Below are 24260 nucleotides of genomic sequence, written 5' to 3' on the forward strand. Positions count from 1 at the left end.
CTTACATTGGACATTGGATGTTACTTTTTATGAAGACAAGAGTCGCATTCGTAAAGATCATTCTCCGGAAAATTTTGCTCTTCTACGGCGTTTAGCTGTCAATTTACTGAAACAGGAAAAAGGATTTAAAGGAAGTTTAAAAATGAAGCGGTATCTGGCGGGAATGGATAATAATTATTTAGTTAAAATTTTAGACTCTGCCAGCTAACGCTCGAAAACTAAAACTGATTCCCGATCTAAATTGATTCAGTTTTGAGAATTCAGAAGTTCTTAAAGCTCGATTTTAACTGGGTTAATTGCATCAGATTTAAGAGTTTTAAGAATGGTTTTCTCAGATACTAGCTCAGGCACAAATATGATTTTTTGTCAACTTAATTTAGATGCGTTTACCCTGGTTACGTACCAGCGATAAATTCGATCGCCCAAAAGCTGAAATTCTCTGCCACCGGGGAGCAAATCACCTTCCAATCCCGAAATAGTAAAGGCTTTTTCGGACTGTTCATCGTGCAAAAGTTGCGATAAATCCGGATCGGTTTGCTGTACTTGACCTAAAAACCAAGCGTGCAAACCTATAGCATACTGCGCGTACAGATAGCTAGGAGCGCCGGGAGTCAATTCAAACACTAATCCGACTAACTCGGTGTCAGCCGGCCAAATCAGCCCAGACGGAGGAGATTTTCGATCGCGGGTGCGGGTGCGGTTCGGGGAAGTTGCCATCTGATGCCACTAACAGGGACAGGGCTGTGCTATCTTATCCGATTTTTATCCCCTTTGGGGGATGATTGTGGAGGGCGATCGATCGCCAAAATCTTTTGGCAGCTCCAAAAACCCGGTCTGCCACAAGTTTCCCGCACCCTCCGGGATAGACAAAAATCACTAAAAAACCAACAACCTAAAACTCAATGTTTGTCAAGGTTTTCTTCCTTGTAAGTAAACAGAAATGTACAAGTGTTTAAAATCACATTCTGCGCTACAATTGTCAAAAGCTCGTAGCATCCCCAACTCCGATCCTAAACTATGAACACAACAGAAAAATCTAAACTCTCCAACGAAAAAACTTTGGAGGCGATGAAGAATTTCTCCGAAACCTACGCCAAGCGAACGGGAACATACTTTTGTTCCGAACCTTCCGTCACTGCTGTCGTGATAGAAGGACTAGCAAAACACAAGGATGAACTAGGTGCTCCCTTATGCCCTTGTCGCCATTACGAAGATAAAGAAGCTGAAGTAAAAGCCGCCTACTGGAACTGTCCCTGCATTCCCATGCGCGAGCGCAAAGAGTGTCACTGTATGTTATTTCTGACGCCAGATAACGATTTCGCTGGAACTAATCAGGAAATTGGAATGGATCAGATTCAAGCTGTCAGAGACACTATGTAATCGGTTAAGTAGGCGGTCGTGAAATGGCAGGAGTTTTGAAAACAGGTCGTTGTTTTTCCTATTTTTAAGACTAAGCTATTTAAAAGAAATCGATCGCCGCCTACTAAAACACACAGCCGCCATCGAAAATCCCGAATATCGAATCGAATGACAGATGAAATCCCAGTCGAATTTTGGCAAGGTATCGAACAGTTTAACAGCCAAGAATTTTACGCTTGTCACGATACTTTAGAGGCTTTGTGGATGGAAGCCGGCGAGCCGGAAAAAAGGTTTTATCAGGGAACATTGCAAATTGCGGTCGCGCTTTATCACTTAGGAAATCAAAACTGGCGCGGTGCGGTAATCTTGCTGGGAGAAGGAATAAATCGGCTCAGTTATTATCAGCCGATTTATGCCGAAATTGCCGTTGAAGAGTTGCTCGGACAAAGTGCTAAACTTTTGAGCGCTTTGCAACAAGCTGGCCCGGAAGAAGTAGCTAAATTTGTACCGTTGTTCGCAGGTAGAGAAGTGGCAGGCTTACAATTGCCGCGAATTATCAAAGTACCAAAAAGTTAAATAAAGGTTAAATAAATGTTGGTATTAGGGTGTGCAGCAGACTTGGCCTTTACACAGAGGAGGGCTGGCTTTCTTGCCCGCTGTACAAGCAGATTGATTTGCTGTGGAACGAGCATCTTGCCCCTTCTCGGTTAAGACAGTTGCAGCCACTCAGCAAAATAGCCAATTAAATTCGCTGTTGTCTTGCTAGGATAATTGGTTGAGACTCTCGGGTCAATCGATCGACAAGCGCGAAAATCTTTCTGGCCGTTAAGATAAAATACCTAACTGGAGATCGTGCCCTTCAGCAATTTCACAAATTTTGAGGCTCCAAGCTTATGATGCCCTCCGCTAAACTACTCAATTCCCGAATATTCAAAGGATTATCGCTGCTTTTGCCCCTCACTCTGGCAGGCGCGATCGCCTCTCCCACCTACCCGCAAGCCGGGCCGCCCCGCACTCTCAGCGTGCGATCGGACATTCAAGAAGCCGACTCCAAAACCGGCATCGTGACAGCCCGCGGCAACGTCCAAATCAACTATCCAGCCCGCCAAATACAAGCAACTGCTGCTCAAGCTCAATATTTCAGCCGCGAGCGCCGGATCATTCTCAGCGGAGATGTTTACGTATTGCAGCAGGGCAACAGTCTGCGCGGCGAAACCATAACATACCTCATCGACGAAGGGCGGTTTATTGCCCTGCCAGACAACCCAGGACAGGTAGAATCTGTCTATCTGGTTGCCCCGGAACAAGATGCGGCAGCCCAAAATGCAGTGGGCTCCCCACGTCCAACTACAGCCCCCCGGTAACAGTGGCTCGCAGCAGCGAAATTTCGCCTCAGCCAAAACATACTACTTGGGATAGATGCGAAATTTCGTCTTTATAAAACTAACAAAATTGAAAAGGTAAAATTTAAATTAGAGACTCGATCGCACAAACCCGCAGTCTGAAATTTAGCTTGTAGAGGTTGCCTCGGCGAAAATGAAAATTGTACTCGAAAATATTCACAAATCTTACGGAAAACGCAATGTAGTCAGTCGCGTCAATCTTTCGGTAAGCCAAGGAGAAATCGTAGGACTGCTCGGCCCCAACGGTGCCGGCAAAACCACAACATTTTACATAGCAACCGGATTAGAAAAACCAAATCAAGGCACTGTTTGGCTAAACGATTTAGACATCACTAAATTGGCGATGCACCAGCGAGCGCATTTGGGAATTGGCTATCTCGCTCAAGAAGCAAGCATTTTCCGGAACATGAGCGTGCGCGACAACATTCTGTTAGTCCTAGAACAAACTCAAGTGCCGCGCTGGGAATGGCGCGATCGAGTCGATTTCCTATTGCAAGAATTTCGCTTGGAAAAAATAGCATCTAGTTTGGGAATTCAAATATCGGGGGGAGAAAGGCGACGGACTGAACTAGCCAGAGCATTAGCCGCAGGGCGAGACGGGCCCATGTTCCTATTTTTAGACGAACCGTTTGCAGGCGTCGATCCGATCGCCGTAGACGAAATTCAAACCATTATTGCCAAACTGCGCGATCGCAAAATCGGCATCCTCATCACCGATCACAACGTCCGAGAAACCCTCGAAATTACCGATCGAGCCTACATCATGCGAGACGGCCAAATTTTAGCCTCCGGGGCTGAAGAAGAACTCTACAGCAACCCTTTAGTGCGGCAGTATTACTTGGGCGACAGCTTCGTGCGATAGTCTTTTGAATGCATTCGGCAAACGGTCGAATTTGAGATTTTAGATGTTAGATTGAGGAGCAATCTGCGACAACGCGCCACTATGAAAATAGCAATATCCAATTCTTTGAATCCCATCAACTGGCTGCCGAGAATTTCAGTAATGGACTGGTACATTACCAAAGAACTAATCGGGCCATTTCTCTTTGGCGTCGGACTCTTTACATCCGTCGCCGTCACAGTTGGAGCCTTATTTGAATTAGTCCGCAGAGTAACAGAATCCGGCCTCCCCTACGGCGCAGCCCTAGAAATTTTTCTGCTGCAAATTCCCTACTTCGTAGTATTGGCTTTCCCGATGTCAATGCTGCTAGCAACCTTAATGGCCTACAGCCGAATGTCCAGCGACAGCGAACTCATCGCCCTCCGCAGTTGCGGAGTTAGCGTTTACCGATTAATACTGCCCGCAGTGATTATGAGTTTAATTGTTGCCGGCTTCACCTTTGGTTTGCAAGAGTTAGTCGTACCCGCCGCCAGCTACAGAGCTACTCTGACTTTAGACAGAGCCCTGAAGCGAGAAAAACCGACATTTCAAGATAGAAATATTATCTACACAGAATTTCGCAAACCAGAAAAAGGTGGCGACGAAACCCTGGCCCGCTTTTTTTATGCAGAACAATTTGACGGTCAGCGAATGAAAGGTTTAACAATTATCGATCGCTCCACTCCAGGCCTCAATCAAATCGTTTCTTCAGAATCCGCTACTTGGAATCCCTCAGAAAATACCTGGGATTTTTTCAACGGAACCGCTTATATAGTAGCTCCTGATGGCTCTTACCGCAATATAGTTAGGTTTCAACACCAGCAGTTGCAACTCCCCCGCACGCCCTTAGATTTAGCTGCGAGAGTGCGGGATTTCAAGGAAATGAACATTGCCCAAGCTGTAGAGCGTTTGGATATCATTAAGAACAGTGGTGACGAACCGCAAATTCGCAAATTAAAGGTGCGAATTCAAGAAAAATATGCTTTTCCTTTCGTGTGCATGGTATTTGGTTTAGTGGGAGCAGCTTTGGGAACTCAACCGCGCCGCTCCGGCAGAGGAACGAGTTTTGGTATTAGCGTAGTTGTGATTTTTGCTTACTACGTATTTTCTTTCATCACCAGTTCTATGGGTGTGAAAGCTGTTTTGACTCCAATTCTGTCGGCTTGGCTGCCGATAATGTTTGGCTTGGGAATCGGGGGATTGTTGTTGGTGCGGGCAGCCTCTAGGTAAGTTTTACCAATAACATTAGGAATGGGTAATTGGGAACTTGTACTGCCCTTCGACTTCGCTCAGGAACCGCCTAGCCTAAGTATTGGGAATTGATATAAGCTGTCGAGCATCTTGCGTTGTATTTTTCTGGTGGGCGGGACACCCCACCAGAATGTCATCAAACTTGACTGTAAAATTTAGATGCCCTTGGGCTTATCGTTTTCGTTGCCGAACTTCCTTCATTTAAGGATTAGAAAAAGTATTGATTTCGCCGCCGCCAATGTAGCGTCCGGGAGCCAGAGAGCGGGGTGTAGCAAAAGTTTGAGGTTGAATGGGCTGCACGCCCTGATTTGTATTTTGGGGAACAACTCCAAAGTTAGGCTGCTCCGGCAAGTTAAGCTGACTTTGTGGAGCTGTTTGAAATTGAGAATTCGCTGAATTGGGAGAGAATTGAGGGCTAATTATCTTGCTTCCCCCGATCGTACTCGGAAAGGGGGATTGACCGACATTGGGAAGTAAAGGTGTTGGCGAAGGTATGGCTACTGGAAGTGCAGCAGGTTGAACTTCAGGTGCGAAGCCGGAACCAGATAAATTAGTTTGGTAGGGATTTTTCGGCAAAGCCACTGTTGGAGCCCCTGCATTAATTTCGGGGAGGTTCGGTACTCTGGAATTTAACCCAGGAAATGATTCAGGGACTGTAGCTGTCGGCTTTAAGAATTCTTGAGATTCCTCGATCGCAGTATTTGTCGGAGCCACAAGTGGGGGAAGTGCTGCGGGAACATTCACAGGATTTGCTCCAGCTTGAGCTGTAGCGGTCGTTGGGAGCAAATTTGCCGCATTTGCCGCAGCCGAAGCCGGTCGATCGAGCAATTTAGCCGAGTCTGCTGTTTTCTGAGCCGCAGCCGCCGTTGCTGCAGTGTTAGCAACGACGTATTTTTTCATAGCTGCTTGCAGCGGACTCAAAGGAAGAGAATTTTCGTTTTGTTTGCCTGAATTAGCACCACTCGACGCCTGCAATAAAGTTGCTGTCGCTGTATCCCTAGACTCAGGCTCGATCGTTTTTATTGCGGCAATGGGTTCCCCACTGCCAGATAAACTCAAAGCTGATGTCGCGTTTGAACTTGCCAAGCTAGAATTTTGCGGGTTATTGTTTGCGGCCCCGACAGCAGGATTTGCTGCTAAATTTGGCAAGGGCAATAATCTGTTTCTTGCCACCTGCTTGGAGGCTGAAGATGGCTGAGGAATTACTAAGCCCCGATCGCGAATTTGCTCAAATAAACCTTGGCTTTTGACTACTGATGAATTTAACAAACCGAACTCTGAATTAGAGCGATTTAACTGATTGACTAGCACTGGTAAGCTGTCGATTTCAGCCGCAATGGCGCTATCTTCCGCAGACAGCCCCGGCAGCGAAGCTGCATTGTTTGAGGCTGCTTCTTCTTCGCCATCTATGCTCAACCTTTCTGGATGTACAGAGACCTCCCAGATAAATACCCCCCCCGCACACAGCACCGCTAACGGTGCCCAAACCGCCGGTTGCGACCAGTGGCGCAACCGAGCTATCAGATAGCGGACAGATGTAGGAAATCGCTTAAAACTTGACATAGTTTTGCTTCCATCCGAGCGTGCGGATTTAAAACTATTTTTCCTACTCTACCACATCAATCTTGATTATTTTTGCTGTCCCTGGGTAAGTGCGATCGGGACCATCTCGGTTGTGCTTTTACTGTCTGTGTGCCATCGTCTCGTTATATGTATGTACTTTGCTGTGCGGGATCGCTTCCAAAAAACGATTTTTACTCTCTGCAGAGATGCTTGCAGTGCGATCGGACTTTTGATTGAAAGTTGCGAAATCAATGCAACAGATGAAAATCCATAACGCACTGGTAGAAATATGTCTTGCTTTCCTCAATCAAGGGGCATAAGATGATAAAATTTGAGGGGACGTAGTGTTGAGCCTGCAAGACGTGTCAGCCGATCGACCTCAAAGCAAAATGTTAAGGCAAAATTGACAATTGCTCAGAACAACACCCAAGGAAAGTTGAGAGGAAATTAATGAAAAAAATAGTAGAAGTATTAGCAAATCGGGAAGAATTAATAGATCGATCGCTTGAGATTGTCCTGTCAAAAATCCACGCAGCCATAGCAGAACGCGGAGTTTGTACGATCGCCGCAGCGGGCGGAAGCACACCCGAACCGCTTTACAGAGCGATCGCAGCTCAAGAGCTCCCTTGGGACAAAATTCACGTTTTTTGGGGCGACGAACGCTACGTTCCCCCAGAACACCCAGACAGCAATCAAAAAATGGCGCGCCTAGCCTGGCTCGATCGAGTAAATATCCCCGCCAGCAACATCCACCCCATGCCCACAGGCGCCGGGGACCCTGCAGCCGACTCCTCGGCGCACCAAACCGAATTGCAGCAGTTCTTCAAAGTATCCGACGGCGAGTTTCCTGCTTTCGACATCATTCTATTGGGCATAGGGGACGACGGCCACACAGCCTCTCTATTTCCCGGCACAGCAGCCTTGCAAGTCCGCGACGCCCTAGTAACTGTCGGCAACAAAGACGGTCAACCCCGCATCACCTTTACAGTCCCCTTAATCAACCGCGCCCGGTGCGTCCTCTTCATGGTCGCAGGAGCCAGCAAACAACCTGCCCTAGCTCAAATTTTTGCCCCCGCAGCCGATGAAATGACCTATCCAGCCAGACTCGTTCAACCAGAGGGCGAACTTTGGTGGCTGCTCGATGCGGCTGCTGGCGAAGCAGTAAAATAGCAGATATATCCGCCCACTGCCAACACAGTCAGCAGTATCACTAACTCAATCTTCCCCATCACCGCCAACCTCACGGCGTCAGCTCAGTTGCTAGTATTAGCGAAGCAATATAAGAATTGTGGCGGTTAAAGTTAAAATTTGACCATATACACGACTATTTTTATGAGGCTGATTTGAAAATCTGGCCGATAGCAAGGAGAAATCGATGATTGTCTGTCCCAATTGCAATCACCAGAACCCCGACGGGGCCAGCCAGTGCGAGGCTTGCTACACGCCTTTACCTGTTACCGCAAGTTGCTCGAACTGCGGTGCTGCTGTTCAGACAGATGCAGCGTTTTGCGGTCAATGCGGCTTTAACTTGCGTCCGGGTTCCATAGTTCCAGAAGTTGGGGTGACAGTAGCGTCCCCCTCGCCTGTGGGCCCCACAGTGGTATCGTCACCGATGCCGGATTTACCGCCAAGCGAACCCCTGATGGCAATGGAACCTCTAGTTACCCTAAATAATGGGCCCAACTTGGAAAAAACTCCCGCCAGCATTCCTACGATTCCAGAGCCCCCGCCTTCGCCCTCGGTTCCTGTTACAACTGAATCAGTGGCAACACCAGTAAATACCTCTCCCCCGGTTCCGGCACCACAGCCAGGTGTAGCTAAAACTCAACTGCAACAGCAGTCGGCGCGCCTGCTACACGTTCAGACAAATACGCCGATGGAATTGCCTCACAGTCTGTCTGTGGTTCACATAGGCAAGCCAAATGACTTAGTGCCGCCGGATATTGATGTTTCCGGATTTGCTAATTCTGAGATAGTTTCTCGCGTACACGCAAATCTCCGGGTGGAGGGAGATGCTTGCTACCTTGAAGATGTAGGCAGTTCCAACGGTACTTACGTCAACAATACTCCGCTGCCCAAGGGAAACCGGCACCGGTTGCGACCGGGAGACCGCATCTCTCTTGGCAAAGGAGACCTGGTTACGTTTTTATTTCAAATCTCTTAGATCGAGTTTGGATTGGGCGATCGAAAGTCTAAAATCTAAAATCGCATCTTGAGGCGCTCTACCAAAACTCAATGCTGCCAATGTGATTAAGCTGACCTTGCTACATCCACTCCAGTCTATACCCGTCCGCAGTTGGATCTTTGAAGACGAGCAGGTCGTCCGGATCGGGCGATCGACCGAAAACCAGGTCGTTCTTTTTAGCGCTGTCGTTTCTCGCCGCCACATCGAATTGCGGCGCAGCGGCATAACTTGGGAACTGATCAATTTAGGTACCAACGGCACTTACCTCGATGGTAAGCCGATCGCTAAGGTTCCGGTTGTGGACGGTCTGATCGTTCACTTGGCTCGCTCGGGTCCGAAAATTCAAATCAACGTCGGCCCCAATCAGTCCTCAGTCCAGCTAGGACAAATTAGCGTCAAGCCAAGGGAGGCTAAGGAAATTCACGCTCCCTCGGGCGGCGCGCAAATTAGCACGATTCCTGTTCCCGACCAAAAAGAAGTTGGCATTTCTAGGGAAGAGGAGGATTTAACGGAGGCAGACAATACTCGCCATTATTCGGAAGAAGAATATTAAATCGGCCTCTTTGGACGATCGAAATTTTTCAAAGGCGGCACTCAGGAGTTTATTTATGAGTACATCACAACAGATTGTTAGGCGCAGCGAACTGCTCAACCGCCGCACGATCGACCGCAGAACAGCGGAAGAGGTCGGCAGGGTAGATAGACTTTGGCTCGATCCTCACTCCCAGCGGGCGATCGGCTTTACTTGCAAGTCGGGACTTTTGGGCAGCAAAAAAACTTGGTTCGCTTGGGCGCAAGTTGATACGGTAGGCGAAAATGTTTTTGTCACCATTAACCCGGAACTGCCGGAATTGCATCAGCCGGAACAAGCTGTGTGTCCGATCGGGCTTGAGGTGCTCACGGACGCTGGGAATAAGGCAGGTACGGTGGTTGACTACCTATTTGATTCCCGGACGGGTACAGTGATCCACTACCTGTTTAAATCGAGCGGCTGGCGCGGCGTTTTAGACGGGATTTACTTGCTACCGGTGGCTGCTATTTCGACGATCGGCAGCAAGCGGGCGATCGTCTCTGAAGCTGCTGTATCGGAGCCAGTGCAGTACGCGGAGGGATTGCACAAAAAAGTCGGTCTGGTAGCAGAGTTTTTACACGAAGATTTCGACAGAACTCTCAAAAATGTGGCAGGCGTGAAGCGGGGCGCTCAAAGTCTGGCGGAAAAATTCCAAGATAAAGCTCTAGAAGTCAGGGATGTAGCTCAAGAAAAAGTTGCAGAGTTGAAGCGGCAAAGGGATGAATCTGCCCGGCCAGATCCGGACCCGCCAGAGTCTGATTTGAGTTGAAGTTTGGCCTTCCCGATCGCCCTGCGACTAATTGCCGATCGGATTTTGGGGGTGGCGCGCCCGAGGAAGGTCGATCTGTATTTTCGGTCTAGGAGATTGAGGCGTTCTCGCTCAGAATTTCTGTGCTGCTCAAAGCATTCTATTTTAAAGGTATCGCATCAATAAGGAAAATGTTAGCAATTCAAAAAGACCTATGCTGTTTGATACAACCAACAAGTATTTTATCTAGAGACCCCAGCATTAATAATTGGTTAACTTCTGTATCCACGAACAGCGATTCGTCGCTCGTTGACTCTCAACAGATAGAGAACTCGAATCAGCGGTGCAACCAGCGCGGGTCTGAGTTAAATTATGGGGCTAGTCCGCGGGAAAATGTTTGTGCCGCTCGAATTGAGCAGCTCACCCATCGGCGCAATCGCTCCATCCCAGACAAAATTAATCAAGCGGTCTCAACATTCGTCAATCACTGGGAAGTTCAGCAGATTAATAACACGATGTTTGGTTGTTACCGAGGAAAGCAAAAATTTGCGCCTGCGCCAAAAGCTAACGATCAAAAATTTGTTCAAATGCCTCAAGCAGCCAAAAGTTCAACTTTTACGGCAGAACGAAGCAAGAGTAACGTACTCACCATCCCTTTGAAAATCAAATTTTTTGCAGTTTTCTCCCCAAAAATCTATCTGGAAGCATCCCCGTTTCTGTCTGGCGGGGGAGTGTCAAAACATCCGTGATTACCTTAACTCTGTTACATCCTATCCAGTCTGTCCCAGTTCAAAGTTGGTGTTTTGAATCCGAATCGGTGGTTCGGATCGGTCGATCGAACGACAATGATGTAATTATTTACAGCGCTGTAGTTTCCCGCCACCACGTAGAGCTGTGGAATCACGCCAATGGCTGGGAAATTATTAATTTTGGTGCTAACGGCACCTATGTAGATGATAGACCGATCGCTCAGGTGTCTGCTGTGGACGGGATGACAATTCGCTTGGGCAATTCCGGGCCAAAAATCAGGATTCGGGTGGGCGCAACCAATCAACCGGGCAAAACAACCAAGTCACCGCAGCGCGAACTCCGCCAAAAGGACGAAGTTTTAAATGACAAGTCAACTGCTTGGCCTCGGGGTGTAGGAATCATAGAAGAGGATGAACATGGAGGGCTGACTCAAAACGATCTTGACTGACCGGCAGCTATCTATCCCTGCGGGCGAACTCAAACAAAGCTCAAGGTACGCAATTCGCCGATATAACTAATTTTTCGGTAAGTAGCCTAATTTTGACCTAAATATGCCTGTAAATTAATTAACAGCTTGTGTTCTAGGATCTCACCCTTCTAAAGATAAGATTTGGGGAATCTCGCTGGAGATTACCTCAGTTTGGTTGCTTGCCCATCGGCGGTAATCTAAGAGCAACTGGTGCATCAACCGCTGTTTGACGCTCAGCAGTACACTCTTGAGCAAAGCGTTGCCCGTTGCTTCTAAAATTGGTTTGGGCGTCAGCCAAAACGGCGGCGGTAACTCTACTTGGACTTCCAAATCCGCTTTTCCCTTCAAGTATGCTACCCCGCTGCTTTGGTGTACACAAAGCTGTCCTTTGAGATTGAGAGCAAAGCGATCGTTTATGTAACCCACCCCACGAATTTCGCAGGCGACGGACTCCAAATTGATTTTGCCGTCTGACTCAGCCCACACCCTCATGTCTACGGTGGGTTGAATGCTCAGCATCATAAATTGTAACGGTCGCATTTTCAGGCGGAAACAGTCATCGCTTAGCTGCTGTGTGCGGCTTCGATCGACGAGGGCGTTGACCAGTCGCCTCGGCTGGCGCAGATAATGTTGAATGGGAACCCGTTCGTCTGGTACGGCGATCTCAACGGATTGGGAAGAATTAAAGCGGATATACATGAGAAGATATCAAAATATAGGATTCCTAAGCATATCTTAATAAACTATCACCTTTTTTAAGGTGACATAAGTCGCGCACTAAGTCGCACCCCCAGCCATGTCAACCGAGAAATCACTGATAAAAGCTTTCGGGACATCGCTAGTTGTTCATCATACTTGCTAGCTGATGAGAGTAAAGCAAACTTTTGTAACCTAAAATTGTCTCTAAATGAAAATTTCGATCTCACATCTCGGCCCTGTTGGTACAAATGCAGAAACAGCGGCTCTAGCTTATGTCAATTGGTTGAGCCAAGAAACCAACTTTGAATGCACCCTGTGTCCTTATTCCACCATTTCCCAGGCGCTAGAGGCATCGGCCGTAGGGCAGGTTGACTATTCAGTTGTGCCAGTCGAAAATTCGATCGAAGGCAGCGTGACTGTCACTTTAGATACACTGTGGCGACTAGATCGACTCCGCATTCAACACGCCTTAGTTTTGCCAATTTCCCACGCGCTAGTGTCTAATGCTACAAAAATTAACGAGATTCAAAAAGTTTACTCTCATCCGCAAGCCCTAGCTCAGTGTCAGTTATGGTTGGGGCAGTTTATTCCCTCAGCTCAATTGATTCCGACCAATTCAACCACGGAAGCATTGCAATATCTGGAAGATAGAAATGTAGCGGCGATCTCTTCCCCAAGAGCTGCTGAACTTTACAATTTGCCAGTGTTAGCTCACCCCATTAATGATTATCCCGATAATTACACTCGATTTTGGGTACTCAGCACGAGTGTTGGAGAAATCGCAAACGTAGAAGCAGCCGATTCCTCATCGATTAAATCCATTACAAAATCTGCTGCTAAGTTGATCCTCGATGCTTCACCGTCTAATTGCACCCATACCTCACTAGCTTTTAGCGTACCTGCCAATATGCCGGGAGCACTGGTAAAACCTTTGCAAGTATTTGCCAGTCGCGGTATTAATTTAAGTCGGATTGAATCTAGACCGACTAAGCGATCGCTCGGAGAATATATTTTCTTTATGGACTTTGAGGCTAACGCCTCCCAAGCATTTGTGCGATCGGCACTCGAAGAATTAAAAAATCACACAGAAACTTTAAAAATATTTGGTTGCTACAATGTACTATCAGTAGTATAATTTTATTTTAAGTAAAACTTAGGAGGCTGGTGAGATGAATGCTGATGAACTTCTCAAGCGATACGCAGCCGGAGAAAGAAATTTTCATGAAACCAACTTGAAAGAGGCTTTTTTGCGAGAAGCTTTCCTAATTGATATTAATCTAGCCTGCTCCGAACTCAAAGAAATCAATTTTTCCCTGGCCAACTTAAGGGGGGCAAAATTAATAGGTGCCAAGCTCAAGAATGCCTGTCTGGTGATGACCAACCTAAATGGAGCTAACCTGAGCGGAGCAGATCTAACTTTCGCAAGATTAACAGGAGCTGACCTAATGGAAGCAAACTTGGAAAACGCCAACTTGAGCGACACCAAAATGATAGGTGTTAATTTGAGCGGAGCCTCCTTGTGCGCCGCAAACTTGATGGAAGCGAACCTCATAGATGCTTGCTTGGACAATACAAACCTAGAAAAAGCCAATCTAAGTGAGGCAAAACTGCGGGGCGCGAGTCTGAGAAAAGCCAACTTGAGAGGTGCATTTTTATGTGAAAGTAACCTTGAGGGCGCAGACTTGAGAGGAGCTGATTTGAGCGGTGCTAATTTGAGCGGGGCATTTTTATGCGGAGCTAATCTGGAAGGAGCTAAGCTAGATGAGGCAAATTTAAGTGGGGCAATACATTTTTGCGTCAGACAAGTTTGAGATCGCGCAATATATAACCGGAGAATCCCACAACTAAGGACTAAAAAATATACTATTGACTTGGCTGAAAGTGAAATCTATTTGCTTTTGTACCCTAGCAAAATGAAGCTGCATCTTGAGGATCTCTTTCTTGGAATTAGCTTCAGCAATCTTACTTTCCAAAGCCAGCAAGTTGCGATTGAGAGTTTCTACTCGCACAGTTTGGTCGTCTAAGTCAATTTTTAGTTCTGTCGCCTTATCGAATTGAATCTGCTTGCGAACCAAGGCGAGGCGGACTGAATTTTCATCCTCTTTCTGAAGAGCTAGCAAAGCTCGCTGCTGCCACTGATTGGCTTGAGATTCAGCTTGATTGTACTGCCACTGAATGCGCAGTTGGGCGGAAATCGCGCTGCCAACAGCCTGACGCAGTTCTTTGAGAGGTTCCTGAATTTCTAAGATTAACAGTTCCCAAAGATTCATCAGTTCGCTGGTAAATTCTTCGCGCTCTACAGAGGCTACCAATGCTTCTAACAGCAACAAATTTGGTTGTATCTGCTGCGTAATTGTCTCAAATATTAACTGTGCTTCGGACAACTCCCGATCGTAATTTTTTTCTGAGACTGCACCGGATGAGTGCTTTAATATTTTTTCCGTGCTGTCTAACTCAGCTTCTGAATCTGAACTTGAAGCTACAAAAGCCTGTAATTTTTCGCGGGCGATCGAACTCAGTCTTTTTCGCAGCAAATCGCAGGCTGCCCGCTGCACTGGCCCTGTTTCGCTTTGACAAATCTGGATGACTATTTTTAAGCCTGCATCGCCGTAATTCAATGTCTCTGTCAGGGCGGCGATTCGATGTTCGCTGACAGAACTAGACAGCCGATGTTTAACTCCTGCTAGTCCGCCGAGTACGACACCGCCCACAGGAGGCGGCAGTTGACCGCCTTTAACTGCATCGTATGGTTTCGGTTGGTCGAGATTTTCTAACACAAGCATTTTCTGCTATAAAGAACCTGTCCGAACCTCTGTGAAGTTAAGGATTAAACAGCTAGCAGTTCCAAAAAATCATGGAACTGTCAGCCCGCGATCCGAACCCTTAGTTCATCAATCATTCCCAATCGAAAATCGAAAATCGAAAATCGAAAATCGTGTGATTTGTGTGTAATTCTTGCTTCAATGCAGGCAAAACCGGTCGTACTTTTTTCCTATTCCAATTGGCTACTTGAGCGTATCTTTAAGTACAGTCCTCGCTGCCAAGTGATTGCGAGTAGAAGTCAAAATCTCGGTTTCGCGTTCCAATCTCGCAGCAGTATCTTGCAATTCTAAAAGAGTTTGCTGTTCTGTCGCTGCGCCGTAAAGGTAGCTGGCTACCCAATAGGACAATTCGGTGGGCAAACTGGGAATGTCTTCCGGCAAGTCGATCGGCTGATCCATCAATTTGCTGGAGAGGCGAACTACATCTCTCAGCAGTTGTTCGACATCTTTTCCCAAAGGTCTGAGGTCTTTTTGCGGCGGTTCGTCTTCAATCCATTCTACTAGACCGACTAAATAGGGTTTTTCCCGAACGGCGTCGAGCACTCGGAACCGCTGCTGGCCGAGAGTCATAATTTTCATGCGATCGTCGGGGAGTCGCTGACAGTGAATCACTTCGGCGCAACAACCGACGGCAGAGACTTTGTTTTGGTTGGGGTCCCACATGAGTACACCAAAACGGCGATCGCCCTCCAGAATCGTATTCATCATGATTCGATAGCGAAACTCGAAGATTTGCAGCGGCAGCGGTCTACCTGGAAATAGAACCACTTCCGGCAACGGAAATAAGGGGAGTTCGCGAACTGCTACAGAGGAAGAGGATGCCATTGTCGCTCAAAAGTGACGGTACTTGCGCTTCTTTTTCTTACTTTAACTGATTTGAGGCAATTCCGGGGCAGGAGCGATCAGGCTTTTCCGGTGGCCTGGGGATCGACGGATCGCTATCTCCCGTGCTGGCAGCTTTACAAAGGCGTTATTTTGTCAAAATCCTAAATATACCTTTTTGCTGAACTAAGTGATCCTGAAGGCGATGATAGCGACTGCTAAAGGATGGTTTTTGTAGCGATCGATCCTTAATTAAGAATAATTATTTAAGTTCGTGCTGGAGCAGAAATTATTGCTGATTATTAACTAATAACTAATATCTAATAACTTATACCAATTTCCTAAAGTCCTGCTACAGATATAGCTGCCAAAATAAATTCCCATCCCGTCAAAGAAGCAATGACTTCTTTAGTCAATTTTTTTAACTCTTTTTGCAGCGCTGCTCTCAACTCTTCTATTTGGTCAAATCTCAACCATTTCAATTGTTCTTTTACATATCCCCACAGTCTTTCTATCGGGTTTACTTCCGGACTGTAGGCGGGTTGAAATAGTAAGATAATGTTCTCTGGTATACTGAGATTTAAAGAGTTATGAAACCCTCCATTATCTAATTGAATTAGATGTAAATCCTCCGGGTACTCACTAGCAAATAGCTCTAAAAATTTCTCAAAGCACACTGTATCTAAATGAGTAAACTCATAAAAAAAACTGGCTCCTGTTAATGGCTCTACTGCACCATACAACCACAAATAAGTAAAGTCCCATTGTACTTTTCCTTGCGGTTTTATGCCGTAACCTGTTAGCTTTCTTCTTTGAATTGTATGCAACCCCATCCGACTTTCGTCTTGACTCCAATACCGCACTTTTTTCCATTGTTTTAAAAAGCTTTGACAGGGACTCAGACTGGCTTTAATTAAAATTGGCAGTTTTTTTTAAACTCTTCTACTGCTCCTGGCTTCTGCTTTTCACTCACGGGACGTGGAACTTTTAATTTGCCTTTAAGGCGATATCTTACCCATTGATGCACTGTCCGATATGCCACGGGGATGTCGCAACAGCTTGTCAACCATTGATGTACTTCTTTGTAGCTACTGAATCCTTCTACTTGGTTTAACTCTTCTGATAATTTCTCTACAGTTTCTGGAGTCATTATTCTGGGCCGACCCGGACGAGGTTTCTGGCATAATAGTTTTTCTATTCCCCCAGCTCGGTAGCTAGACAACCATCTTTGTATAGTGGTACGATGCTTACCTAACCGCACCGCAGCAGACAATACACTATCCACTGTTTTGGTTTTGAGCCAATACAGAAGAAGCAGTTTTTCGTGGCGCACAGCATCTTTCTCTCGGCACAGCAAAGTTTTCAGTTCTCCTGCGGTTTCTCGAATTACAATTTTGACAACTCCTGACATCGTTTTGACCTCTATTTGGCTAGTCAATTGCAAAATGCACTTCTACTAACTGTAGCACTATTTTAGGAAATTGGTATAATGAGTAGGGAAAATTAAACAAAAAGAAGGAACTATTTGTTTAATTTTTGTTCCTTCTTTTCGAGTTTTCGATGAGTCAATCTACAGCTTGACTTCGATATCTACGCCGGCTGGCAAATCCAGTTTCATCAAAGCGTCAATTGTTTTGGCCGATGGCTGGTGAATGTCGATGATGCGGCGGTGCGTGCGGGTTTCAAAGTGTTCGCGAGAATCTTTGTCTACGTGGGGCGATCGCAGCAAGCAGTAAATCCGCCGTTTTGTCGGTAGGGGAATCGGGCCGATCGCTGTGGCTGCTGTCCGATTTGCTGTATCTACAATCTTTTCGCAGGATGCGTCTAGAATTCGGCGATCGAAAGCTTTGAGGCGAATGCGAATTTTTTGCTGTTGAATTGTTGCCATTTTTGTTTCTTGAATTTTCTAGGTTCAGTTTGTTGTTTGTTGTCTGTTGCCTGTTTGCAGTTGTTTTTGGGCTAACTGCTAACTGCGGACTCATCACTAATAACTAATCACTAAATAGCAGAAAAGCCTAATTTAATTTGGCGGCTTTTCTGCTATTTAAGCTGTTATCGGAGTCCTACTTGAGGATTTTGGAAACAACGCCGGCGCCGACGGTGCGGCCGCCTTCGCGGATAGCGAAGCGCATTCCTTGTTCGATCGCGATCGGGTGGATCAGTTCAACAGTCATTTTGATCCGGTCACCGGGCATCACCATTTCTGCTTCAGTACCGTCATCAGCGGTGAACTGTGCGATCGTACCCGTTACGTCAGTGGTACGGACGTAGAATTGAGGGCGATAGCCAGAGAAAAAGGGCGTGTGACGGCCGCCTTCTTCCTTTTTGAGGATATAAACTTCAGATTCAAACTGAGTGTGAGGACTGATGGATTTGGGCTTGGCAATTACCATGCCTCTTTCAATATCCTCCTTTAAAATCCCCCGCAGCAGTAGACCCACGTTGTCGCCGGCTATGCCTTGTTCCAACGACTTCTGGAACATTTCCACACCAGTCACCGTAGTGTTGCGAGTGTCCTTAAGGCCAATCACTTCTACTGTTTCGCCGACTTTGATTGTGCCGCGCTCAATCCGACCAGTGGCAACAGTACCCCGACCAGTAATCGAGAATACGTCTTCAACTGCCATCAAGAAAGGCTTGTCAACTTCGCGTTCTGGGGTGGGGATGTAAGAATCTACTTCTTCCATCAGCTTGTAAATCTTGTCCACCCAAGGATTCTCGCCCTTTTTGGTCTTGGGGTTAGCAATCATCGCTTCGAGAGCTTGCAATCCCGAACCAGTCACGATAGGGATGTCATCACCCGGAAAATCGTAAGAGCTCAGGAGTTCGCGAACTTCGAGTTCGACGAGTTCCAGTAGTTCTGCGTCATCTACCATGTCTTCCTTGTTCAAGAAAACAACCAAGCTGGGAACGCCAACTTGCTTAGCCAGCAGGATGTGTTCGCGAGTTTGAGGCATGGGGCCGTCTGCTGCTGACACTACTAGGATACCGCCGTCCATTTGAGCCGCACCGGTGATCATGTTTTTCACATAGTCAGCGTGTCCGGGGCAATCAACGTGGGCATAGTGCCTATCTGTGGTTTCGTACTCGACGTGAGCAGTATTAATCGTAATACCCCGTGCTTTTTCTTCAGGCGCGGCGTCGATGTCGGCGTAGTTCTTAGCCTTTGCTTGACCTAGTGCAGAGAGAGTCATCGTAATCGCGGCGGTCAAAGTTGTTTTGCCGTGGTCAACGTGACCGATCGTACCGATGTTTACGTGGGGTTTAGTCCGTTCAAATTTTGCGCGTGCCATTCTCGATTTGTTCCTTGTTTTTTTTAGCGATTTTAGATTTTAACATTTTAGATTTTAGACTTTGGATTTCATCCAAAATCCAAAATCTAAAATTCAAAATCGTTAGTTACCTTTGTTCTTAGCGATGATGGCTTCAGCCACATTTCGCGGCACTTCTTCGTAATGGCTGAATTCCATTGTGAAGATGCCTCGACCTTGGGTTTTCGAGCGGATGTCAGTAGCGTAGCCAAACATTTCTGCTAGTGGAACTTTTACAGAAACTTTGGCAATTCCCTGATCCGTCTCTTGGCCCTCAATCTGACCCCGACGCGAGTTGAGGTCGCCGATGACGTTCCCGATGTAATCTTCGGGAACTTCAACCTCTACTTTCATCATAGGCTCTAGCAGCACGGGCGACGCCTTCATCACGGCTTCTTTGATTGCCATTGAACCGGCGATCTTAAATGCCATTTCTGAGGAGTCTACGTCGTGGAAAGACCCGTCTACCATAGTAGCTTTGAGGTCAATCACGGGATATCCTGCTACAATACCTGATTCGCAGGCTTCTTTCATCCCTTGTTCTGCCGGGCCGATGTACTCTTTGGGTACAGTGCCGCCGACAATTTTGGAGACAAATTCAAAGCCGCTTCCGACTTCGGTGGGTTCTAGTTCGATCACGACGTGACCGTACTGACCTTTACCGCCGCTTTGGCGGATAAATTTACCTTCGGCGCGGACGGATTTGCGAATGGTTTCGCGGTAGGCTACTTGGGGCTGACCCACGTTGGCTTCTACTTTGAATTCCCGCAGCATCCTGTCTACCAGGATTTCCAGGTGCAGTTCGCCCATGCCGGCGATGACTGTCTGGTTGGTTTCGGGGTCCACGTTAACTCGGAAGGTGGGGTCTTCTTCCGAGAGCGACTGGAGGGCTTTGGAGAGCTTCTCCATGTCTTGTTTGGTTTTGGGTTCGACAGCCACCGAGATGACTGGCTCTGGAATAAACAGAGATTCCAGAATCACTGGCGATCCTTCTTCGCTGAGGGTGTCGCCGGTGAAGGTGTCTTTCAAACCCAAGGCTGCTCCCAAGTCTCCTGCCCGCAGTTCCTCAACTTCTATCCGATCGTCGGCTTTGAGGACAATTAAGCGAGACACCCGCTCTTTTTTGTCTTTGGTGGAGTTGAGGACGTAGGTGCCTTTTTTGAGGATACCCGAGTAGACGCGAACGAAGGTCAGGCGGCCGTAGGGGTCAGCCATGATTTTGAATGCCAGGGCTGACAGGGGCGCATTGTCGTCGGCAAATCGTTCTGCTGTGTCGCCGTTGGGCAGGAGTCCTTGAATTGGGGGAACTTCCAAGGGCGACGGCAGGTAGTCGATCACTGAATCCAACAACAACTGAACGCCTTTGTTTTTGAACGCCGAACCGCAAAGCATGGGGACGATCGTGCCAGAGATCGTGCCAGCGCGCAAAGCTGCACGAATTTCTGCTTCTGTTAACTCTTCGCCTTCGAGGTATTTCTCGGTGAGGGCGTCGTTGGTTTCTGCTACGGACTCGATCAGCTTGGTGCGGTATTCTGCCGCTAGCTCTTTTACTTCATCGGGAATTTCTACTTCCTCGATGTCGGTTCCCGTGTCGTTGTTGTAGATATAGGCTTTCATTTGCACTAAGTCTACAATTCCCCGGAAGTTTTCTTCGCTGCCGATCGGGATTTGGATGGGTACGGCGTTCGCTCTCATTCGATCGCGAATTTGGCCGTAGACTTTGTAGAAGTTTGCGCCCATCCGATCCATTTTGTTGACGAACACGATCCGCGGTACTTTGTACCGATCTGCTTGTCGCCAAACTGTTTCCGATTGGGGCTGCACTCCCCCTACCGAGCAGAACACTGCGATCACTCCGTCGAGCACTCGCATCGAGCGTTCGACTTCGATCGTGAAGTCTACGTGTCCGGGAGTGTCGATGATGTTGATTTTGTAATCTTTCCAACTGGTGGTGATAGCAGCGGCAGTAATTGTAATTCCCCGCTCCCGCTCTTGCTCCATCCAGTCAGTGACTGCTGTTCCCTCGTGCACTTCACCCATTTTGTGAACCATGCCTGAATAGAACAGAATTCTTTCAGTTGTTGTTGTTTTGCCCGCGTCGATGTGGGCTGCGATGCCGATGTTGCGAGTTTTTTCTAGCGGGACGGTACGTGCCACAGCTACCTCCTTAATCTTGTGTTGCTGTTATAATACTATTATACTACACAGAAACCCTATTTTGCACTCCCAGCAAATTACAACAGTGCCTGGAGCTTCTTGTTACATTTTAATATTTTTTGCAAGATTTGTTTACAAAAATATTAAGGATGCGACATGGAGGATTCAGAGAGTGCGTGAATTTTTAGTGCGTGAATTTTGATTTTGGGAGTTTTGAGTTTGCTTGCGCGATCGGGCAACTGCGCCAAGGGAAGCAATCTCAACAATCAAAACTTGCACTTGCCAATTTCTCGCCCGGTGCTTTTATACCGCACGATCGCGCTCTTCTCCATGCCCGATTTAGCAGTTAGTACCGGTAGTGAGCAAAAGCCTTGTTAGCTTCGGCCATGCGGTGTGTTTCTTCGCGCTTGCGAATGGCACTGCCTGTTTCGTTAGCTGCATCCATCAGTTCGTTGGCTAGCTTGGCTGCCATCGAGCGGCCGGTGCGGGCGCGGGCAAATCTGATCAGCCAGCGGAGGGCGAGGGTCGTACCGCGATCGGAACGCACTTCCATCGGCACTTGGTAGGTGGCGCCACCTACCCGGCGGGCTTTGACTTCGACCAGGGGTGTAGCGTTTTTGACTGCTTTTTCAAACAAGTCTAACGGTTCAGCCCCTGTGCGTTCTTGGATGGTTTTGAGGGCGTCGTAGACGATGCTGGAGGCAACGGATTTTTTGCCGTGCTGCATGATCCGTCTCACCATCATGCTTACCAACCGGCTGTTGTAGGTTGGATCTGGCGGAACAGGACGTTTTTGAATAACTGTGCGGCGAGACATAGTTCTATTGGGGATTTTTGATTTTGAATGATTGAGTTTGGGGTTTTGGAGTCATATCTCGATCTATGATGATCGAGCGTGCGATCGGCGCGATCGGATTTATTGTTGCTTCCCAACCCCGATCGGGCGAGATCCTGGTTATTTTTTCTCTTTAGGACGCTTGGCCCCGTATTTGGAACGAGCCTGTTTGCGGTCTTTGACCCCAGCGGTGTCTAATGTACCGCGAATGATGTGGTATCTAACTCCGGGCAAATCTTTTACCCGACCGCCCCGGATCATTACTACCGAGTGTTCTTGCAAGTTGTGACCGATCCCTGGGATGTAGGCTGTCACTTCAAAACCAGAGGTCAGCCGTACCCGAGCCACCTTCCGCAGCGCCGAGTTGGGTTTTTTCGGGGTGGTCGTGTACACTCTGGTGCAAACTCCGCGGCGCTGCGGGCAACTCTTGAGAGCTGGCGATTTGGTTTTTTTCTGCGTTTGTTCCCGTGCTGAACGGATGAGTTGCTGAATAGTGGGCATGAGTTACGGCATTTCTAGCTTTTTGCTGAGTATAGTGATTTAGGGGCATCCGCACTGAAAGTCCCTTCCCCTCTAGGGGGACGGGATGAATGAAAATAATTATGGGTAAGTGAGGATACCAGACTCTATATAGTACACGACTCGACTTTCTTTGGCAAGGAATTTGGCAAGGCTGTCGAACTTCTTTCCTTGGTGCCAGTTTCGACTTGCGATCTCAACGGGCGAATGATATGTGACATAATTACGATCTAAACGCAACCGTCAGGCTAATCACAGCCGTCAGCAAAATTTATGACGATCGATATTTCGATCGCATCACCATTTGTCGGAAACGCCCATCAACTCTAGCCTGCGATCGCATCACAGTCGCATCACAGTCTCAGCATCACACTCAGGGGTCGATCGACATCACATAAAGTTATCTAAAATTGCTGGACAATAAGAAATATACATTAAGTTGACCGCAGATGACAGTCAAAGCTTATATTCCTGAATATGAAATTTCCGAACTTTACTTGAACATTGGGAAATTCGGTAAAATTGATCGGACTCAGTTGCAGCAAATTCAATACCCAATTAATTCTCACACTTTAAGAAGTTCAGACGATCGAAAAATTATCAGCAGGCTACTCTATGCAGTACGGCGGGGATGGGTGTCAGTGATAGACTCAGTTGCTTGGGAGTTTTGAGTGCGGGCGCGAGATTGCTTCATGACTTCCCGGGCGTAGCGGCTTCAATGAGTTTTGAGATTGTCGCGCTAGCCGCGAACAACCACGGGGTGCATGAGTTGTGAGTTAAAATCTCATCCATAAAATTAGAGGTTTCCCAAATAGATTCACCGCTCTTGAAAGGCAATATTAAAGTAAAAGGACAGGGTATGTTTAATTATACAGAACTGCTGATAGAAGCTTTCATCGAACAACTTCAGGACGGGTACAGCCGCACTTACGGAGGGTACAAATCAGACTATGCTGATATTATTGCCTGGGTGGGGGCAATGGCGTTAGAAAACATCGCCAACAGCGACGCTCTTTATCACAATATAGAACACGCCATTTGCATTACCTTAGTCGGTCAAGAAATCTTGCGGGGAAAACACATTCGCAAGGGGGGAGTTTCCTGCGAAGATTGGCTGCACTTCATCATTTCTTTGCTGTGCCAAGATATCGGATATGTCAAAGGAGTTTGCCGACAAGACCAAGAAGCCGAAGGATTGTATGCTACGGGAAAAGATGGCATGAGAATTGCACTTGCTCCCGGTGCAACAGCGGCTAGCTTAGCTCCTTACCGAGTTGATAGAGCTAAATTGTTCATTGACGAGCGCTTCGGCAACCACAAGCTAATTAATGCTGAGATAATTAAGCAGAACATAGAACAAACTCGTTTCTCGGTGCTTGATGGCTACACTGACGAGGATGCAGTTAATTACTCTAGTTTAGTTCGCGGTGCTGACTTGATAGGTCAGCTCAGCAACCCGCAATATTTGCAGAAAATAGGCGCGCTATTTTACGAGTTGGAAGAAAGCGGTGCTACTAAACTTTTGGGATACCGACATCCGGGCGACTTGCTGCAAAGCTACTCTAAGTTTTACTGGAGCGGCATTTATCCGCACATCAGTGAATCTCTCGGTTACTTGCAGTTGACGCAGGAAGGCAAACAGATTGTTGCTAGTTTGTACGCTAACATATTTCGGATGGAACACCAACGTAGCGATTCTGAGGTTGCTTGACCGAAGGGGAAGGGGAAGGTGGCAAGTTGTGAATGCGTGAGATTGCTTTCCTAAGAATTGCTTCGCTAACATTCCTTGCTACGCTATTAAGGGGAAGGGAAAGACGCCAAGTTGTGAATGCGTAAGATTGCTTTCTGAAGAATCTCTTCGCTAACATTCCTTGCAACGCTATTGCCGTACCTGAGTTAAAGAGTTACAAATTCCC

The 24260-nt window shown here is 47.3% G+C and carries 28 protein-coding genes; 16 read left to right on the forward strand and 12 right to left on the reverse strand.

All coding sequences use genetic code 11. The annotated features are described in order from the left end of the window. A partial coding sequence (locus QUA20_RS05000) for a transposase (protein WP_445304644.1) occupies window positions 1-208 on the forward strand: 208 nt, incomplete at its 5' end. A 158-nt stretch (window positions 209-366) separates the two neighbouring features. On the opposite strand, the gene QUA20_RS05005 is transcribed toward QUA20_RS05000, so the two are convergent. Beyond that, a complete protein-coding gene (locus tag QUA20_RS05005) occupies window positions 367-717 on the reverse strand; it encodes a hypothetical protein (RefSeq protein WP_333185984.1) in 351 nt (116 codons plus the stop codon). 300 nt (window positions 718-1017) lie between these two features. Between QUA20_RS05005 and QUA20_RS05010 the strand changes: the two genes are divergently transcribed. The 5 genes from QUA20_RS05010 to QUA20_RS05030 all read left to right on the forward strand — a co-directional run bounded on the left by QUA20_RS05010 (window position 1018) and on the right by QUA20_RS05030 (window position 4872). Next, window positions 1018-1380 carry a ferredoxin-thioredoxin reductase catalytic domain-containing protein gene (locus tag QUA20_RS05010; protein WP_172186333.1) on the forward strand — a complete coding sequence of 121 codons (363 nt, stop codon included), beginning with the start codon at window positions 1018-1020 and terminating at the stop codon, window positions 1378-1380. Between the two features lie 147 nt (window positions 1381-1527). After that, on the forward strand, window positions 1528-1935 hold the full coding sequence (locus QUA20_RS05015; RefSeq protein WP_333185987.1) for a DUF309 domain-containing protein: 408 nt from the start codon (window positions 1528-1530) through the stop codon (window positions 1933-1935). 317 nt (window positions 1936-2252) lie between these two features. Beyond that, window positions 2253-2723: an LptA/OstA family protein gene (locus QUA20_RS05020; protein WP_172186331.1), complete on the forward strand. Its 471-nt coding sequence runs from the start codon at window positions 2253-2255 to the stop codon at window positions 2721-2723. Window positions 2724-2895: 172 nt separating this feature from the next. After that, window positions 2896-3624: an LPS export ABC transporter ATP-binding protein gene (gene lptB, locus QUA20_RS05025; RefSeq protein ID WP_172186330.1), complete on the forward strand. Its 729-nt coding sequence runs from the start codon at window positions 2896-2898 to the stop codon at window positions 3622-3624. 81 nt (window positions 3625-3705) lie between these two features. Further along, window positions 3706-4872 carry an LptF/LptG family permease gene (locus tag QUA20_RS05030; RefSeq protein ID WP_333185992.1) on the forward strand — a complete coding sequence of 389 codons (1167 nt, stop codon included), beginning with the start codon at window positions 3706-3708 and terminating at the stop codon, window positions 4870-4872. A gap of 222 nt (window positions 4873-5094) precedes the next feature. On the opposite strand, the gene QUA20_RS05035 is transcribed toward QUA20_RS05030, so the two are convergent. Continuing rightward, entirely contained in the window at window positions 5095-6456 is a 1362-nt protein-coding gene (locus QUA20_RS05035; RefSeq protein ID WP_333185995.1) for a hypothetical protein, read from the reverse strand. Between the two features lie 450 nt (window positions 6457-6906). Between QUA20_RS05035 and pgl the strand changes: the two genes are divergently transcribed. From pgl to QUA20_RS05060, 5 genes are all read left to right on the forward strand, one after another. Beyond that, window positions 6907-7626, forward strand: a complete 720-nt coding sequence (gene pgl, locus QUA20_RS05040) for a 6-phosphogluconolactonase (RefSeq protein WP_333185997.1) — start codon at window positions 6907-6909, stop codon at window positions 7624-7626. Window positions 7627-7831: 205 nt separating this feature from the next. Continuing rightward, a complete protein-coding gene (locus QUA20_RS05045; protein ID WP_333186000.1) occupies window positions 7832-8620 on the forward strand; it encodes an FHA domain-containing protein in 789 nt (262 codons plus the stop codon). A gap of 82 nt (window positions 8621-8702) precedes the next feature. Next, complete coding sequence (locus QUA20_RS05050) at window positions 8703-9194, forward strand: FHA domain-containing protein (RefSeq protein WP_172186325.1); 492 nt, start codon at window positions 8703-8705, stop codon at window positions 9192-9194. Window positions 9195-9249: 55 nt separating this feature from the next. Beyond that, entirely contained in the window at window positions 9250-9981 is a 732-nt protein-coding gene (locus QUA20_RS05055; protein ID WP_333186004.1) for a PRC-barrel domain-containing protein, read from the forward strand. Window positions 9982-10705: 724 nt separating this feature from the next. Further along, the gene (locus tag QUA20_RS05060) at window positions 10706-11158 is read left to right on the forward strand and encodes an FHA domain-containing protein (RefSeq protein WP_333186007.1); all 453 of its coding nucleotides are present in this window, start codon (window positions 10706-10708) and stop codon (window positions 11156-11158) included. 141 nt (window positions 11159-11299) lie between these two features. Here QUA20_RS05060 and QUA20_RS05065 read toward each other — a convergent pair whose 3' ends face one another. After that, the gene (locus QUA20_RS05065; RefSeq protein WP_333186009.1) at window positions 11300-11878 is read right to left on the reverse strand and encodes a DUF1997 domain-containing protein; all 579 of its coding nucleotides are present in this window, start codon (window positions 11876-11878) and stop codon (window positions 11300-11302) included. Between the two features lie 208 nt (window positions 11879-12086). On the opposite strand from QUA20_RS05065, the gene pheA reads away from it, so the two are divergent. Together pheA and QUA20_RS05075 are read left to right on the forward strand one after the other, a co-directional pair. Further along, entirely contained in the window at window positions 12087-13013 is a 927-nt protein-coding gene (gene pheA / locus QUA20_RS05070) for a prephenate dehydratase (protein ID WP_333186012.1), read from the forward strand. A gap of 34 nt (window positions 13014-13047) precedes the next feature. Next, window positions 13048-13689, forward strand: a complete 642-nt coding sequence (locus QUA20_RS05075) for a pentapeptide repeat-containing protein (RefSeq protein WP_333186014.1) — start codon at window positions 13048-13050, stop codon at window positions 13687-13689. Between the two features lie 33 nt (window positions 13690-13722). Here the strand turns inward: QUA20_RS05075 and QUA20_RS05080 are convergent, their stop codons facing one another. From QUA20_RS05080 to fusA, 7 genes are all read right to left on the reverse strand, one after another. Then, window positions 13723-14661, reverse strand: coding sequence for a PspA/IM30 family protein (locus QUA20_RS05080; RefSeq protein WP_333186017.1), 939 nt, complete (start codon window positions 14659-14661; stop codon window positions 13723-13725). Window positions 14662-14883: 222 nt separating this feature from the next. Further along, entirely contained in the window at window positions 14884-15525 is a 642-nt protein-coding gene (locus QUA20_RS05085; RefSeq protein WP_006632192.1) for an LON peptidase substrate-binding domain-containing protein, read from the reverse strand. A 338-nt stretch (window positions 15526-15863) separates the two neighbouring features. Further along, window positions 15864-16385: an IS630 family transposase gene (locus QUA20_RS05090; RefSeq protein WP_333186020.1), complete on the reverse strand. Its 522-nt coding sequence runs from the start codon at window positions 16383-16385 to the stop codon at window positions 15864-15866. A 50-nt stretch (window positions 16386-16435) separates the two neighbouring features. Continuing rightward, window positions 16436-16933 carry a helix-turn-helix domain-containing protein gene (locus QUA20_RS05095; protein WP_333186023.1) on the reverse strand — a complete coding sequence of 166 codons (498 nt, stop codon included), beginning with the start codon at window positions 16931-16933 and terminating at the stop codon, window positions 16436-16438. A 159-nt stretch (window positions 16934-17092) separates the two neighbouring features. Continuing rightward, on the reverse strand, window positions 17093-17410 hold the full coding sequence (gene rpsJ / locus QUA20_RS05100; protein ID WP_006632193.1) for a 30S ribosomal protein S10: 318 nt from the start codon (window positions 17408-17410) through the stop codon (window positions 17093-17095). A gap of 175 nt (window positions 17411-17585) precedes the next feature. Beyond that, window positions 17586-18815: an elongation factor Tu gene (gene tuf / locus QUA20_RS05105; protein ID WP_333186026.1), complete on the reverse strand. Its 1230-nt coding sequence runs from the start codon at window positions 18813-18815 to the stop codon at window positions 17586-17588. A gap of 102 nt (window positions 18816-18917) precedes the next feature. Beyond that, window positions 18918-20990 (reverse strand): elongation factor G, encoded by a 2073-nt coding sequence (gene fusA / locus QUA20_RS05110; protein WP_172186438.1) that lies wholly within the window; start codon window positions 20988-20990, stop codon window positions 18918-18920. Between the two features lie 191 nt (window positions 20991-21181). Here fusA and QUA20_RS05115 point away from each other — a divergent pair, with 191 nt between their 5' ends. Further along, window positions 21182-21340 (forward strand): hypothetical protein, encoded by a 159-nt coding sequence (locus QUA20_RS05115; protein ID WP_333186030.1) that lies wholly within the window; start codon window positions 21182-21184, stop codon window positions 21338-21340. Here the strand turns inward: QUA20_RS05115 and rpsG are convergent. Continuing rightward, window positions 21337-21807, reverse strand: a complete 471-nt coding sequence (rpsG, locus tag QUA20_RS05120; RefSeq protein ID WP_006632196.1) for a 30S ribosomal protein S7 — start codon at window positions 21805-21807, stop codon at window positions 21337-21339. The two genes, QUA20_RS05115 and rpsG, sit on opposite strands and share 4 nt — an antisense overlap. Before the next feature lie 138 nt (window positions 21808-21945). Continuing rightward, window positions 21946-22326 (reverse strand): 30S ribosomal protein S12, encoded by a 381-nt coding sequence (rpsL, locus tag QUA20_RS05125; protein ID WP_172186436.1) that lies wholly within the window; start codon window positions 22324-22326, stop codon window positions 21946-21948. A gap of 467 nt (window positions 22327-22793) precedes the next feature. Here rpsL and QUA20_RS05130 point away from each other — a divergent pair, with 467 nt between their 5' ends. After that, window positions 22794-23015, forward strand: a complete 222-nt coding sequence (locus QUA20_RS05130; RefSeq protein ID WP_333186033.1) for a hypothetical protein — start codon at window positions 22794-22796, stop codon at window positions 23013-23015. A 188-nt stretch (window positions 23016-23203) separates the two neighbouring features. Then, window positions 23204-24055, forward strand: a complete 852-nt coding sequence (locus QUA20_RS05135; RefSeq protein ID WP_333186036.1) for an Npun_R2479 family HD domain-containing metalloprotein — start codon at window positions 23204-23206, stop codon at window positions 24053-24055. The last annotated feature ends 205 nt before the right edge of the window (window positions 24056-24260 follow it).

The organism is Microcoleus sp. Pol7_A1 (assembly GCF_036701085.1).
In the GTDB taxonomy this organism is placed as follows: Bacteria; Cyanobacteriota; Cyanobacteriia; order Cyanobacteriales; family Microcoleaceae; genus Microcoleus; species Microcoleus asticus.

Excerpts from the sequence above, each read along its gene's own strand:
- QUA20_RS05005 (WP_333185984.1), bottom strand. The coding sequence starts at position 717 with ATGGCAACTTCCCCGAACCGCACCCGCACCCGCGATCGAAAATCTCCT.
- QUA20_RS05010 (WP_172186333.1), top strand. The coding sequence starts at position 1,018 with ATGAACACAACAGAAAAATCTAAACTCTCCAACGAAAAAACTTTGGAG.
- QUA20_RS05015 (WP_333185987.1), top strand. The coding sequence starts at position 1,528 with ATGACAGATGAAATCCCAGTCGAATTTTGGCAAGGTATCGAACAGTTT.
- QUA20_RS05020 (WP_172186331.1), top strand. The coding sequence starts at position 2,253 with ATGATGCCCTCCGCTAAACTACTCAATTCCCGAATATTCAAAGGATTA.
- lptB (WP_172186330.1), top strand. The coding sequence starts at position 2,896 with ATGAAAATTGTACTCGAAAATATTCACAAATCTTACGGAAAACGCAAT.
- QUA20_RS05030 (WP_333185992.1), top strand. The coding sequence starts at position 3,706 with ATGAAAATAGCAATATCCAATTCTTTGAATCCCATCAACTGGCTGCCG.
- QUA20_RS05035 (WP_333185995.1), bottom strand. The coding sequence starts at position 6,456 with ATGTCAAGTTTTAAGCGATTTCCTACATCTGTCCGCTATCTGATAGCT.
- pgl (WP_333185997.1), top strand. The coding sequence starts at position 6,907 with ATGAAAAAAATAGTAGAAGTATTAGCAAATCGGGAAGAATTAATAGAT.
- QUA20_RS05045 (WP_333186000.1), top strand. The coding sequence starts at position 7,832 with ATGATTGTCTGTCCCAATTGCAATCACCAGAACCCCGACGGGGCCAGC.
- QUA20_RS05055 (WP_333186004.1), top strand. The coding sequence starts at position 9,250 with ATGAGTACATCACAACAGATTGTTAGGCGCAGCGAACTGCTCAACCGC.
- QUA20_RS05065 (WP_333186009.1), bottom strand. The coding sequence starts at position 11,878 with ATGTATATCCGCTTTAATTCTTCCCAATCCGTTGAGATCGCCGTACCA.
- pheA (WP_333186012.1), top strand. The coding sequence starts at position 12,087 with ATGAAAATTTCGATCTCACATCTCGGCCCTGTTGGTACAAATGCAGAA.
- QUA20_RS05075 (WP_333186014.1), top strand. The coding sequence starts at position 13,048 with ATGAATGCTGATGAACTTCTCAAGCGATACGCAGCCGGAGAAAGAAAT.
- QUA20_RS05080 (WP_333186017.1), bottom strand. The coding sequence starts at position 14,661 with ATGCTTGTGTTAGAAAATCTCGACCAACCGAAACCATACGATGCAGTT.
- QUA20_RS05085 (WP_006632192.1), bottom strand. The coding sequence starts at position 15,525 with ATGGCATCCTCTTCCTCTGTAGCAGTTCGCGAACTCCCCTTATTTCCG.
- QUA20_RS05095 (WP_333186023.1), bottom strand. The coding sequence starts at position 16,933 with ATGTCAGGAGTTGTCAAAATTGTAATTCGAGAAACCGCAGGAGAACTG.
- rpsJ (WP_006632193.1), bottom strand. The coding sequence starts at position 17,410 with ATGGCAACAATTCAACAGCAAAAAATTCGCATTCGCCTCAAAGCTTTC.
- tuf (WP_333186026.1), bottom strand. The coding sequence starts at position 18,815 with ATGGCACGCGCAAAATTTGAACGGACTAAACCCCACGTAAACATCGGT.
- rpsG (WP_006632196.1), bottom strand. The coding sequence starts at position 21,807 with ATGTCTCGCCGCACAGTTATTCAAAAACGTCCTGTTCCGCCAGATCCA.
- rpsL (WP_172186436.1), bottom strand. The coding sequence starts at position 22,326 with ATGCCCACTATTCAGCAACTCATCCGTTCAGCACGGGAACAAACGCAG.
- QUA20_RS05130 (WP_333186033.1), top strand. The coding sequence starts at position 22,794 with ATGACAGTCAAAGCTTATATTCCTGAATATGAAATTTCCGAACTTTAC.
- QUA20_RS05135 (WP_333186036.1), top strand. The coding sequence starts at position 23,204 with ATGTTTAATTATACAGAACTGCTGATAGAAGCTTTCATCGAACAACTT.